The sequence below is a fragment of the Sphingopyxis soli genome (assembly GCF_018682675.1).
Classification (GTDB): Bacteria; Pseudomonadota; Alphaproteobacteria; order Sphingomonadales; family Sphingomonadaceae; genus Sphingopyxis; species Sphingopyxis soli.
On the sequence record NZ_JAFMTR010000018.1, the window covers coordinates 1 to 12,648 of the forward strand.

Here is a 12,648-nt window from a genome sequence, read left to right on the forward strand (position 1 = left end):
GACGGAGGGGCCGAGCGCGCAGCGCTCGCTAACGCTCGCCGCCCCTCCACCACCGCTTCGCGGCGGTCCCCCTCCCCATCGCAAGTCGATGGGGAGGATCTTATGGCAGCTTCCGGTCGAAAACTGACAACCCAAGCGGGCTGCTTCAGCGCAATCAGCCCCGCAGGCGGTCGATCGCCTGCGCCAGCGCCACATAGAGCTTGCCGATATCCGACGAGAGCAGGGTGACGCTGATCGCCGACCCGTCGCGCGCGCCCATCAGCAAGCGCAGCATCGCTTCGAAATCGTGGATGAACTGGTTCACCGCGGCGTGGAAGCCGTCGTCATTCTGGTAGAGGCGCAGGATTTCCTTTGCCTCGCCATTTTCGATCAGCTTGACCGCGCGCCGCGCGAAGACGCCGCGGTCGCCCCTGAGATAGGCGTCCCACGCCGTGTCGCTGACCTCGCTCGACAGGATCTTGGTCATGTCGATCGCGGTCGATTTGAGCGCTTCGGTCAGCACACCGACCTGCTTCGCCATCGAATCGCGGTCGGAGGCGGCGATCGCCTGTTCGGCCTCGATCGCGCGCGCCTCGACGCTGGCGCTGGTGTCCATGATCGTGATCAGCTGGCGCATCAGCCGGTCGGTTGCAGCATTGGCGGCTTCGACCGCGCGGCGCGAGGCTTCCTCGATCGCGGTGAGCTGCGTCATGATCTCGGTCTTGAACGCGGCGTCGATCGCTTCGCTGGCGGTCGCCTTCATCGCGTCGCGGGCGCCCGAGACGAGCTTTTCGAGCGTCTGGCGCGCCTCCTCGGCCGCGCTGTCGGCGGTCGCGCGGACTTCGCCCAGCGTCGCGATCATTCGTGCGCCGCCCTGTTCGGCAAATTGGTCGGCGCCGCTGCGCAGCCGGGCGAGCGCGGTGTCGGCGTCGGCGAGCGACGCCTTGATGCGATCGGCGAGCGCCTGCTGGCTGTCGGCGTGCGCCGCCATCTGCTCTTCGTTCGACTGCAGCGTCGATTTGACGGCGTTCACGTGCGACAGCGTCGATTGCGCGACGAGCTCGGAGGCTTCGAGCATCGGCTTCATTTGCGACAGCGCGGTCTGCGTCGCCTTGCCGTGCGAATTCAGCCGGTCGATCGCGTGCGGCAGCGTCTCGTCGAGCTCGCGCGTCACCGCGTCGAGCGCCAGCAGCAGCGACTCCGCCTGCGCGATCAGCTGGTGCGCCGACCCGTTGCTCTTTTCCGCCTCGGCCATGAAGGCGGCGAGCTGGCCCTTGGTGTCGTCGATCGCGCGGCCGATGACGCCGGTGCTGGACGCAACTTTGGTGTCGAGCGCCGCGAGTTGTTCGCCGACCGTCGCCACGTGCGAGCTGATCTGTCGGGCGAGCGCGTCGCTCGTTTCGCCGTGCGCAACAAGTTGGGCGCCGAGCGTGTCGCCGGCTTCGCGTGCGGCGGCGAGGCGCGCGTCGAGCAGTTCGGCCGCCGACGCAACGCTGTCGCGGAAGTGGCGCCAACTGCCGTCCATCTGCCCGGTCACCGCCGCGATCGTCGCCTTGAGGTCGTCGCGCGCGGTCGCCGAGGCCTGCGTCATCTGCGCCAGCGCGACGCCGTGTGCGTCGGTCACCTGCGACGCGACCGCGATCAGGCTCATTTCGGTGTCGCTGGCCTGTTGCCGCAGCACACCGATGGCCTCGCTCAGGCTCGCTGCCGAGGCTTCGCCGATCTGTGCGGTCTTGCCAGCTTCCTCGGCAAGCGCGGCGAGCCTGGCCTCCAGATTCGCGCCCTGCTGGTGCGCGACAAGGCCCGCCTCGCGGAAATTGACCGCAAGCCGCTGCGCGACATCGTCGATCCGCGGCAGACCTGCGAGCAGCCCGTCCATCCGCTGCATCGCCACATCGCCCGAGCGCGCGAGCTGGTCGTGCGCATTGGCGATCACCGAGGCGTTCGTCGCCAGCTTGTCGCTGCTTTCGTTGAGGCGCAGCACGGTATCGATGCCGAGCTGCTGTACCGTGCGCGCCTGTTCGCCGAGCTGGCGCTGCGCATCGGCAAGATTTTCCGCGAGGGTCCGCATCGAGGCGTTGAGCGCCATATTCTCGTCGCGGAGCGCGGCGGCGATCCGCGCAAAACGCGCCTGTTCCGACCGGCCCGATCGCAGGAGCGCCATCCAGAGCACCGCGATCAATGTGAGCGGCATCGCGATCGTCGCGAGCAGCACCGGCCATTCGGTGAAAGCGGGCGCGCGGGCAAAACGGTCGGTTCCGGCCGCAGTCGCGAAGGCGACCCAGCCGATGGCCGCCATAATCAACAGCGCGGGAGCGATCCGGTCCTTCCACGACGAGCCTGCCGCATCATGGTCGTCATGGTCCTGGTCGTCATGGTCATGGGCGGCGTGGGTGATGGCTGACATATCGAGCCAGTCGCGCTCCTCGGGAAGGGCGGTTTCAACCGCAGGCGCGGTCTCGGCCGCCGCGGCGCCCGCCTCGGCCTGCGCTTCGGCATCCGGATTGGCGGCGGAATCCCGCCACAGTCCGACGATCTTCTTTTCCCCCGTCATCCCGCCATATTAGCATCAAATCGCGTTCATGGAACGGAAACTTAACCACAATCTGGCAAGCCTGTGGAATGTCGTTCGATAGTGGCCCCCTGGACCGGTATCTTCATGCGGCGGTCGGAGACGATCCCGCGGTAGCCCGAGAGCTGCGGGAAAGCTTTGCCGCGAACACGCGCGAACTGGCGGACCTGATGCGGCGCGCGCGGTGCGACGCCAACTGGCGCGTCGCCGCAGAGCGGATGAAAAGCCTGGCCGCGACCTTCGGAGTAATCCCGCTGATCCAGCTCGCCGAAGCGGCGATCGAGGGCGTGCCCGGCGATCCCGCGATCCTGCGCGACATCAACGCGGCGATCGACAGCTTCGCCTGAACGGCTTTCGCGGGTTCAATCCCCGTTCAGCCGCCACCCGCCATTGGAAATATCGATCCCGGCCGTCTTGCCTTGGCAACGCTACGGGTCTAGCCGCGTTTTGAACCGCGGCTGACCCCCGCATGCTTCTGGCAAGGCGGCCGTTTCAGAGGAGAGATATCGATGTTCACCCGTTTCCGCCCGATGACCGCGACCGCTCTGGCCGCCGTGCTGGGCTGTGCGCTGATCGCGACGGCCACCCCCGCCGCGGCGAAGGAAAAGCCGAAGAAGGAAGAGGCCGGGCAGGGGCCGAAGGTTTCGCCGAGCAAGGCATTCATGCCTGCGGTGAAGAAGATGGGCGACGCGACCAAGGCCAAGGATGCCGCCGCTTTGCAGGCGGCGCTGGCCGAGGGGCAGGCGACGGCGACCTCGAACGACGACAAATATCTGATGGGTTTCTACACGCTGCAGCTTGGCATCCTGAACAAGGATGAGGCGACCCAGAGTCAAGGCCTGGAGGCCGCGCTCGATTCGGGCCTCGTCCCGGCGGCCGACCTTGGCAACTATAACTTCTATTCGGGCCGTTTCGCCTATGTGAAAAAGGACTATGTCAAGGCCGCGACGCGGTTCGAGGCGGCGAAGGCGGCGGGATCGACCGATTCCTCGCTGCCGCTCCTGCTGATGGACAGCTACCTCAACTCGGGGCGCGTCGATCAGGGGATCGCGCTCGCCAAGGCGACGATCGACGCCGAGCGCGCGGCGGGACGGGTGCCGTCGGAGGAACTGTATGTGCGTCCGGCGAAAGCGCTCCAGGCCGCGAAGCGCACCGACGAACTGCTCGACATGCTGACGCTCCGCGTCCGCGACTATCCGCAGCCCGCGGTCTGGCGCAACACCTTGTACATCCTGCTCCAGCAGGCGGGGGCCGACAAGGAACTCAACCTCGACATCCTTCGCCTGATGCGCGCATCGGGCGCGATGACCGATCGCGGCGAATATCTGGAATATGCGGCCATGGCCACCGAAGCCGGCTATCCGGGCGAGGTGGTGTCGCTGGTTCAACAGGGCATTGCGAACAAGGTTTTCACCGACCGGGACGAGCGCTTTTCGCAGATCCTGAGCTCGCAGACCGAGCGCGCCAAAGCCGACCGCCCCGGACTCCTCGCCGATGCCGGCAAGCCGGTGACCAATCCCAAGGCTGCGCGCGCAACCGCGGATGCCTTGGTCGGCATCGGTGAAATCGCCAAGGCCATCCCGCTTTATGAGGCGATCGCGGCGAGCGATCCCATCGCGCAATATCGCCTGGGCGTGGCGCAGGCGCTTTCGGGGCAGAATGACGTTGCGCTCGCCACCTTGGCGAAGGTGCAGGGCAATCGTGCGCGGCTCGCCAAGCTGTGGACGGTCTATGTCCAGACCAAAACCGCCCCGGCCGCCGTGGCGGCAGCCCCCGCCACCTGATCGAGCGGCGATACGGCACAGAAAGGGCGCCATTCCATCGGGGGTGGCGCCCTTTTCTTGGCGTGTCGGCCGCTCTCAGGTTTCGACGGGGATTCCGGCGAGCTGTTTCGCGGTGCGAATCGTCAGCGAGGTCTTCACGCTCGTCACGTTGGGCGCCGACGTCAGATGCGCGGTCAGGAAGGACTGGAAGCTCTGCAGGTCGCGCGCGACCACCTTGAGCAGAAAATCTATTTCGCCGTTCAGCATGTAGCATTCGCGAACTTCGGGAAGCTTTCCGACATAGTCCTCGAATGCCTTGAGGTCGGCTTCGGCCTGACTGCGCAGGCTGACCATCGCGAAGACGGTGATGCCATAGCCGAGCTTCGCCGCGTCGAGATCGGCATGATAAGAGCGGATGACCCCCGATTCTTCGAGCGCGCGAACGCGGCGGAGGCACGGCGGCGCCGTGAGTCCTACCATTTGCGCCAGTTCGACATTGGTCATTCGCCCGTTTTTCTGCAGTTCCGCGAGGATCTGGAGGTCGATCTGATCAAATTTCTGACTGGCCATATTTGAAACATCCGCTTTCCAAAAGAGCATCGACCATAATATTATTTCAGGCGATTGCAATTGTCCCACAATGTGACGTGGTCGACGATGGCACTTTCATGACCAGCGGATTCACGCTAGCCGGTAAACATACGCTAACCAACAAACTGGGTGTGGGGCCGGCCCGCGTGACTGCTGACTCGATGATCGCGACCATCTTGCGCCAAGCCCCGAAGGATGGCCGCGCGAGCATCGCTGCGTGGCGTCAGCTCAGCGATATCCTCGCCCAGCGCGGCAACCAGCTTGCCGGCGAAGACGTGCGCCGCGCTTTCCATGCCCTCGCGCTGCTGCGGCCGCAAGTCCCCGAAAAGATTCGCCGCGATTGCGCCGAGGCGATCGCACGTCATGGCCGTTTTGCGCCGCTGGTTGCCTTTTATGCCAATGACGTGCCGGCGGTTTCGGCGACGATGCTGAGCCGCGCGCGCCTGTCGGAGGGGGACTGGCTCGCGGTGCTCCCCGCCACCGCTGCGACGGCTCGTTCGGTCCTCGCCGGCCGCAAGGATCTTCCGCAGACGGTTCGGCGCGCGCTTGAGAGCCTGGGGGCGGGGTCGGTCGCGCTGCCGCAGCCCGCGGCCGTTGCCGTCGCCGCGCCGGAGCCCGAGGCCGCCGCCGGGCCGGTTCCGGCCGTCGAGGGGGCTCCCAGCCAGATCAGCGAGCTCGTCCGCCGCATCGACAAATTCCAGTCGACCCGCACGCAGCCGCCGCCGCGTCCGGCCCGCACCGGATTCCTGTTCGAGACCGGGCCCGACGGCCTGATTCGCTGGGTCGACGGCATTACGCGCGGCGCCGCAATCGGCTTGTCGATCGCCGACGCGGCGTTCGGGGGCGAGCCCGGCGCCGACGGCGCGGCAGCGGGCGCGTTCCGCCAGCGCGCCGAAATCGTCAACGCGCGCATGATCCTTGAGGGCGCGGCGTCGGAGGCGGGCGAGTGGCGCTTCTCGGCGATGCCCTGGTTCGACCCGGCGACGGGGCAGTTCCGCGGGTATCGCGGCAGCGCGCGGCGCCCGCAGCGCAACGAGATGCCCTACGGCCGTCCGGCAGCCAGCCAGAATTCGGGCGACTCGATCCGTCAGCTGATCCACGAACTGCGCAGCCCGCTCAATGCGATCTCCGGCTTTTCGCAGATTATTTCGGGTCAGATGTTCGGTCCGGTGAGCAATTCCTATCGCAAGATGGCGGAGGCGATCGTGACCGACGCGGCGTCGATCCAGTCGATCATCGAGGATCTGGACACCGCCGCGCGCGCGATCGATCCGAAGCCCGCCGCGCTGGCGCCGGAGGAGGTCGCCGACCTCGGCATGGTGATGACGCGCGTCGAGGAGGATCTCGCGGCGCTGCTTGCCGACCAGCGCGTCGACCTCAATATCTCGCGCGTCGGCGGCCCCTTCCTCGCGCAGGGCGGCGACGCCAATTCGCGCCGGATGATCGGGCGGATGCTGACTGCGCTCGTCGATATTTCAGAGCCCGGAACGATCCTCGTCGGTCAGCTGGTGACCGAGCCGGGCGCGGACGACATGCTGCAATTGCGCATCGTCCGTCCGCTGGCGATCCGCTTCGCCACCGCGGCCGAACTGCTCGATCCGGGCTTCAGCCCCGAAGGCGAGGCGCCGGGGGCCGCGATCCTGAGCCTCGGCTTCTCGCTGCGGCTTGTCGACAGCCTCGCCCGCAGCGTCGGCGGACGGCTCGACATCGGACATAACGCCTTGACCTTGCATTTGCCGTCGGCCAACCCGAGAGTCGATACCGAACTCGGTGTTCAGCAGGGCGAATAGCCCCCGGGGGCAAAGGGGAACGAAAGTGCAGCCCGCGGGCAGCTTTCAGACATATCCGGAGACGGCCGGGCAGATCGGTCTCGGCGCTGACGGACGCCCGCGTTTCTGGGTGACGATCGACACCGAAGAGGATTTTGACTGGTCGGCGCCCTTCGCACGGAACGGCTACCGGCTCGATTCGGTCCCCTCGCTTGCCGAATGCCAGGGCTATTTCGAGCGCTCGGGGGTCGTTCCGATCTATCTTGTCGACTGGCCCGTCGTGCAGGACGACCGCGCCGTCGAGATTCTTGCGCCGGCGCGCGCTGCCGGCCGCTGCGATGTCGGGGCCCAGCTCCATCCCTGGGTCACGCCGCCGCATGAAGAAGAGGTTGGCGAGCGCAACAGCTATGCCGGCAATCTTCCTCCCGCGCTCCAGCGGGCGAAGATGGCGGCGCTGCGCGATGCCATTCGCACCCGCTTCGGCGCCGCACCGCAGGTCTATCGCGCCGGGCGTTACGGGCTCGGGCGCGATACCGCCGAGATGCTCGCCGAACTCGGTTTTGTCTGCGACACGTCGGTAAGGCCGGGTTTCGATTATCGCAAAGGGCATGGGCCCGATTATCGTGGCGCCCCGCTTCGACCCTGGTGGGTGGCGACGCCTCACGGGCCGGTGCTCGAGGTGCCGGTGACGACCGTTTTCGGCGGGCTCATGGGAGCGAAGGGGGAGGGGCTCTATCACCCGATCGCGCGGAACGGCCGCTATGCCGGATCGGTGCTGGCCCGTCTCGGGCTTGTCGAGCGCATCGCGCTGACGCCCGAAGGCATTCCTGCCGAGCGCGCGTGCCGGGCGATCGACATCGCGCTCGATCAGGGAGTTCCCGTCCTCAACTTCTCGTTCCACTCGCCGTCGCTGCGGCCCGGAAATACGCCTTATGTGCGGACGGCGGCCGATCTCGACCGCTTCTATCGCTGGTGGGACGCGGTGCTCGACCATCTGGGGCGCCGCGGCGTGGTGCCAACCGATACGGCGGGTCTGCTGATGCTCGCGGCCGCGAAGCGGCCGGCATGAGCGCAACCGGCTTGCCAACGCCCGCTGCGCTCCGCTATCGCCCGCTCATCCCCGGAACGGGGGCCTGTAGCTCAATGGTTAGAGCTGGCCGCTCATAACGGCTAGGTTGCGGGTTCGAGTCCTGCCGGGCCCACCATTCCCCTTGCAAATCGAAACCGATCGCTGTCCATTGCCCGCCGAAAAGGAGAGGGGAATGGGAAAGCTTCGGATTGCCTTGATCGGCGGCCTGTCGATCCTCGTCGTGGGAGCGGCCGTCGTCGGCGTGCGCACCGCGACCTTCGCGCCGGCGAATGTCGCCGACGGCCGCGACGTGAAGCTCGCGGCGGCCCCGGCCTATGATCTGGACGCGGCGGTTCGCCACCTGAGCGAAGCCGCACAGATTCGCACGATATCGAACCAGGATCCGGCCGCCAACGACGTCGCCGAATGGGACCGGCTTCATGCATGGCTGGCGTCCACCTATCCTGCCGTGCATGGCGCGATGCGGCGCACGATCCTGCCGAACCGGACGCTCGTCTATCATTGGCCGGGCAGCGATGCTTCGCTCGCGCCGGTTATCCTGATGGCGCACCAGGATGTCGTGCCGGTGACGCCCGGCACCGAAGGCGACTGGAAATATCCCGCCTTCGCAGGGACGATCGCCGACGGGGCGGTATGGGGCCGCGGCACGGTCGACGACAAGGGCTCGCTTGTCGGTCTGTTCGAAGCGCTCGACGCGCTGGCGAAAAGCGGCTTCCAGCCGAAGCGCGGCATCTATCTGGTATCCGGCCATGACGAGGAGGCGGGCGGTTCGGGCGCGATCGCCGCCGCCGCGAAGCTGAAGGCCGCGGGCGTGAAGGCGATCTATACGCTCGACGAGGGGAGCATTGTCCTGACCGACACGCCCGTCATCGACGGGCCCGCGATCATGATCGGCATTGCGGAGAAGGGCTATGGCACGCTGAAGGTCACCGCCTCCGCGCCCGGCGGGCACAGTTCGATGCCGCCCGCCGAAACCGGCGTGACGACGCTCGCGAAAGCGGTGCTGGCGATCGCGGGCAAACCATTCCCGCTCGAATTCCGCGGTCCCGGGGCGTCGATGATCGAGGCGCTCGCCGCGAAGAAGGGCGGGGCAACCAGGATGGCGGTGGCGAACCGGTGGCTGTTCGGGCGCAGCCTCAAGAACCGCCTCGGGGCCGCGCCGACGACCGCCGCGGCCTTCCACACGACCATCGCGCCGACGATGCTGGAGGGTAGCCCCAAGGAGAATGTCCTGCCGCAATCGGCGAGCGCCTTGATCAACTATCGCATCGCGCCGTGGAACAGCTCGGCCGATGTGATGGCGCGCGCGAAAGCGGCGGTCGGCAGCACCAAGGTCGATCTCGCCTGGGTCAAGCCGCCGCGCGAACCCTCGCGCGTGTCGTCGACCAGCTCGCAGGGCTGGAAATGGATCGCCGCGGCCGCGCGCGCCGACGCGCCCGATGCGGTGCTGACCCCGACGCTGGTCGTTGCGGGGACCGACAGCCGGAGCATGGAGCCGGTGTCGGAGGACGTCTATCGCTTCATGCCGATGCATTTCTCGCTGAAGGAATCGGCGATGATCCATGGGACCAACGAGCATATGGCGATCGACAGCTTCAAGCGGATGATCGATTTCTACGCGCGGCTGATCGCGACCTCGACGGGATAGGAGGATTGGTCGGGGAGACAGGATTCGAACCTGCGACATCCTGCTCCCAAAGCAGGCGCGCTACCGGGCTGCGCTACTCCCCGACCGGCCTCGCGGCCTTAGACAGGCGCGCGCGCGAAGTCCACCCGCGGGTGACCGGCAAAGAAAAAGGCGGCCTTCCCGAAGGAAGACCGCCTCTTTTCGTTTCGGTCATTGCCCCGAGGGGCTGTGACTTACTTCTTTTCTTCAGCCGGAGCAGCAGCAGCGTCAGCAGCCGGAGCAGCCTTGGCGTCAGCGGCCGGAGCAGCAGCGGCGTCAGCAGCCGGAGCAGCAGCAGCGTCGGCGCCAGCAGCGGCAGCGTCAGCACCAGCAGCGGCAGCGTCGGCGCCGGCAGCAGCAGCGTCAGCGCCTTCTTCAGCAACAGCTTCAGCAGCCGGAGCGTCGGTGGTGGCTTCTTCAGCAGCCTTTTCACCGCAAGCGGCGAGGGCGAACATGCTGGCAGCAACGGCGATAGCAGCAAACTTCTTCATGATGTGTGGGCTCCCTAAAATGCCTTTCCGCGCTGGGGAAACTTTCCCGTCCCGCGAGCGGCGGGATTTAGCCGTTCCGCATGAATCGTCAACAAAAATAATTGAGATGGTCGGCGCGGGCGGAATTCTGTCATTTGACCGAAACAATCACGGCAACTCGCACTTCTCGCTGGTGGCGAGAATCACCGGAGTCGCGGCCCAGAGCACGACATTTGACCGCAACCGGGCGGGATCGACCTTGTCGGACGTGCCGTCGGGCGCGTGGTGGATGCCGGAATAACGCGTGCCATCCCGGGCCAGGTCGATCGCAGAAACACCTGCCGCGATCAGTGCGCCGACGTTGGCCCCGCCGCCGGCGGGCGGCTTCGCGCGCGCAAGCGTCGATTGCCAACCGCGCGCCCATTCGCTAACCGGCGCCCAACTCTCCCGGCCGCACGACCGCGGCCCAGCCTCTACCGGAGCATATCCATGGCCGCCCAATATAGTTTCGTGATGAAGGGTCTGACCAAGACCTATCCCGGCGCGCAGAAGCCGACGCTCAATAACCTCAGCCTGCAATTCTATCCCGATGCCAAGATCGGTATCGTCGGCCCGAACGGCACGGGCAAATCGACGCTGATGAAGATCATGGCCGGCATCGACAAGGATTTCACCGGCGAAGCGTGGCCGGGCGAGGGGATTACCGTCGGCTATCTGGCGCAGGAGCCGCAGCTCGACCCGACGAAGACGGTCAAGGAAAATGTCATGGACGGCGTCCGCGGCGTCGCCGACATGATGGACCGCTTCAACGAGATCAGCGCGCTGATGGCCGATCCGCCCGCGGACGCCGATTTCGACGCGCTCATGGAGGAGATGGGGACGCTGCAGGAAAAGATCGACGCGGTCGACGGCTGGACGCTCGACAACCAGCTCGAAATCGCGATGGAAGCGCTCCGCTGCCCGCCGGGCGACTGGAGCGTCGAGAATCTGTCGGGCGGTGAAAAGCGCCGCATCGCGCTGACCCGCCTGCTGCTGGAGAAGCCGTCGATCCTGCTGCTCGACGAACCGACCAACCACCTCGACGCCGAAAGCGTCGCCTGGCTCGAAAAGCATCTCGTCGACTATCCGGGCAACGTTATCCTCGTCACCCACGATCGCTACTTCCTCGACAATGTGGTGAACTGGATCCTCGAACTCGATCGCGGCCGTTACTTTGTTTATGAAGGCAATTATTCGACCTATCTCGACAAGAAGGGCAAGCGCCTCGAGCAGGAAGCACGCGAGGACCAGGGCCGCCAGAAGGCGATCCGCGACGAGCTCGAATGGATCCGGCAATCGCCGAAGGCGCGCCAGGCCAAGTCGAAGGCGCGTATCAAGAGCTTCGACCAGCTCGTCGAGGCGCAGGAAAAGCGCACCCCCGGCAAGGCGCAGATCGTCATCCAGATTCCCGAGCGCCTCGGCGGCAAGGTGATCGAGGTCGCAGGCATCTCGAAGGCCTATGGCGACAAGCTATTGTTCGAGGACCTGTCCTTCACCTTGCCGCCGGGCGGCATCGTCGGCGTGATCGGGCCCAACGGCGCGGGCAAGTCGACCCTGTTCAAGCTGATCACGGGCCAAGAAACCCCCGACAGCGGCAGCGTCACCATCGGCGATACCGTGCGTCTCGGCTATGTCGACCAGAGCCGCGACGCGCTCGACCCGAACAAGAATGTCTGGGAGGAAATTTCGGGCGGCCACGAACTCATGAGCATCGGCAAGCACGAGATGCAGACGCGTGCCTATGTCGGCGCGTTCAACTTCAAGGGCGTCGACCAGCAGAAGAAGGTCGGCCAGCTGTCGGGCGGCGAACGCAACCGCGTCCATCTGGCGAAGATGCTCAAGGAGGGGGGCAACGTCCTGCTGCTCGACGAACCGACCAACGACCTCGACACCGAAACGCTCGCCGCGCTCGAGGAGGCGCTGGAGAATTTCGCCGGCTGCGCGGTGGTGATCAGCCACGACCGCTTCTTCCTCGACCGTCTCGCGACGCACATTCTGGCGTTCGAGGGCAACAGCCATGTCGAATGGTTCGAAGGCAATTTCGAGGCTTATGAGGAGGACAAGATCCGCCGCCTCGGCGACGAGGCGACGCGCCCGCACGCGACCACCTACAAGAAGCTGACGCGCTAGGGCATGGCGGGGGAGGCGGCACCGGTCTTGGCGCCCGTATCGTCTGGCGCGATCCGCATGGACGCGGACGCGCTCAACGCCTTTATGGCGGACGCCTTCCCGCATTCGAAGCCCGGCTCGCGCGGCCATGTCGTCCTGGCCGAACCCGGCCATATCCGCGCACGGATCGACCCCAATGATCAGGCGCTGCGTCCCGGCGGGCTGATCTCCGGCCCGACGCAGATGGGGTTCGCCGATATGGCGGCCTATGCCCTCGTCCTCGCGCACATCGGCCCCGTCGCGATGGCGGTGACGAGCGCGCTCAACTACCAGTTTCTGCGTCCGTGCCGCCCGGGACCGCTTTTCGCCGATGCGCATATGCTCCGCCTCGGCAGACGGCTGGCGGTGATGGATGTCCGCATCTGGACCGATGACGCCGACAAGCCGGTCGGGCAGGCCAATGTGACCTACGCGATCCCGTGAGGGGCGAAGTGATTGGTACCGATGACCGCTAACGACCGGAAGTAGACCTATCCATCATCGTCACCCTGAACTTGTTTCAGGGTCCATGGTCCGCCGTTTCCTTCGGCGCTGCGCCGG

At 66.2% G+C, this 12,648-nt stretch carries 11 protein-coding genes and 2 tRNA genes; 9 read left to right on the forward strand and 4 right to left on the reverse strand.

The features are described from left to right. Positions 1-154: 154 nt before the first annotated feature. On the reverse strand, positions 155-2,533 hold the full coding sequence (locus tag J1N50_RS02580) for a hypothetical protein (RefSeq protein WP_215350080.1): 2,379 nt from the start codon (positions 2,531-2,533) through the stop codon (positions 155-157). A gap of 68 nt (positions 2,534-2,601) precedes the next feature. Here J1N50_RS02580 and J1N50_RS02585 point away from each other — a divergent pair, with 68 nt between their 5' ends. Next, positions 2,602-2,898, forward strand: coding sequence for a hypothetical protein (locus J1N50_RS02585; RefSeq protein WP_058456735.1), 297 nt, complete (start codon positions 2,602-2,604; stop codon positions 2,896-2,898). Positions 2,899-3,060: 162 nt separating this feature from the next. Continuing rightward, positions 3,061-4,335: a tetratricopeptide repeat protein gene (locus J1N50_RS02590; RefSeq protein WP_215350082.1), complete on the forward strand. Its 1,275-nt coding sequence runs from the start codon at positions 3,061-3,063 to the stop codon at positions 4,333-4,335. Between the two features lie 75 nt (positions 4,336-4,410). On the opposite strand, the gene J1N50_RS02595 is transcribed toward J1N50_RS02590, so the two are convergent. Further along, positions 4,411-4,884, reverse strand: coding sequence for an Lrp/AsnC family transcriptional regulator (locus tag J1N50_RS02595; RefSeq protein WP_215350084.1), 474 nt, complete (start codon positions 4,882-4,884; stop codon positions 4,411-4,413). Positions 4,885-5,051: 167 nt separating this feature from the next. Between J1N50_RS02595 and J1N50_RS02600 the strand changes: the two genes are divergently transcribed. From J1N50_RS02600 to J1N50_RS02615, 4 genes are all read left to right on the forward strand, one after another. Then, entirely contained in the window at positions 5,052-6,695 is a 1,644-nt protein-coding gene (locus J1N50_RS02600; protein ID WP_343227830.1) for a sensor histidine kinase, read from the forward strand. Positions 6,696-6,720: 25 nt separating this feature from the next. Then, a complete protein-coding gene (locus J1N50_RS02605) occupies positions 6,721-7,743 on the forward strand; it encodes a polysaccharide deacetylase family protein (RefSeq protein WP_215350086.1) in 1,023 nt (340 codons plus the stop codon). Positions 7,744-7,803: 60 nt separating this feature from the next. Next, positions 7,804-7,879 (forward strand) — tRNA-Ile (locus tag J1N50_RS02610). Between the two features lie 57 nt (positions 7,880-7,936). Beyond that, positions 7,937-9,412, forward strand: a complete 1,476-nt coding sequence (locus tag J1N50_RS02615; RefSeq protein WP_215350088.1) for a M20 family peptidase — start codon at positions 7,937-7,939, stop codon at positions 9,410-9,412. 6 nt (positions 9,413-9,418) lie between these two features. Here the strand turns inward: J1N50_RS02615 and J1N50_RS02620 are convergent. Both J1N50_RS02620 and J1N50_RS02625 read right to left on the reverse strand, forming a co-directional pair. Next, positions 9,419-9,495: transfer RNA gene (locus J1N50_RS02620), tRNA-Pro, on the reverse strand. After that, entirely contained in the window at positions 9,486-9,863 is a 378-nt protein-coding gene (locus J1N50_RS02625; protein WP_215350090.1) for a hypothetical protein, read from the reverse strand. The genes J1N50_RS02620 and J1N50_RS02625 overlap by 10 nt, the downstream gene beginning before the upstream one ends. A 20-nt stretch (positions 9,864-9,883) precedes the next feature. Here J1N50_RS02625 and J1N50_RS02630 point away from each other — a divergent pair, with 20 nt between their 5' ends. From J1N50_RS02630 to J1N50_RS02640, 3 genes are all read left to right on the forward strand, one after another. Continuing rightward, positions 9,884-10,201, forward strand: a complete 318-nt coding sequence (locus tag J1N50_RS02630) for a hypothetical protein (RefSeq protein ID WP_215350092.1) — start codon at positions 9,884-9,886, stop codon at positions 10,199-10,201. Between the two features lie 188 nt (positions 10,202-10,389). Then, positions 10,390-12,069: an energy-dependent translational throttle protein EttA gene (gene ettA / locus J1N50_RS02635; protein ID WP_215350094.1), complete on the forward strand. Its 1,680-nt coding sequence runs from the start codon at positions 10,390-10,392 to the stop codon at positions 12,067-12,069. Positions 12,070-12,126: 57 nt separating this feature from the next. Then, a complete protein-coding gene (locus J1N50_RS02640; protein WP_246552995.1) occupies positions 12,127-12,531 on the forward strand; it encodes a PaaI family thioesterase in 405 nt (134 codons plus the stop codon). The last annotated feature ends 117 nt before the right edge of the window (positions 12,532-12,648 follow it).

Bases quoted from the DNA above. Each gene is read 5' to 3' on its own strand.
- J1N50_RS02630 (WP_215350092.1), top strand. From the start codon at position 9,884: ATGCTGGCAGCAACGGCGATAGCAGCAAACTTCTTCATGATGTGTGGG.
- J1N50_RS02615 (WP_215350088.1), top strand. From the start codon at position 7,937: ATGGGAAAGCTTCGGATTGCCTTGATCGGCGGCCTGTCGATCCTCGTC.
- J1N50_RS02580 (WP_215350080.1), bottom strand. From the start codon at position 2,533: ATGACGGGGGAAAAGAAGATCGTCGGACTGTGGCGGGATTCCGCCGCC.
- J1N50_RS02590 (WP_215350082.1), top strand. From the start codon at position 3,061: ATGTTCACCCGTTTCCGCCCGATGACCGCGACCGCTCTGGCCGCCGTG.
- J1N50_RS02640 (WP_246552995.1), top strand. From the start codon at position 12,127: ATGGACGCGGACGCGCTCAACGCCTTTATGGCGGACGCCTTCCCGCAT.
- J1N50_RS02585 (WP_058456735.1), top strand. From the start codon at position 2,602: ATGTCGTTCGATAGTGGCCCCCTGGACCGGTATCTTCATGCGGCGGTC.
- ettA (WP_215350094.1), top strand. From the start codon at position 10,390: ATGGCCGCCCAATATAGTTTCGTGATGAAGGGTCTGACCAAGACCTAT.
- J1N50_RS02595 (WP_215350084.1), bottom strand. From the start codon at position 4,884: ATGGCCAGTCAGAAATTTGATCAGATCGACCTCCAGATCCTCGCGGAA.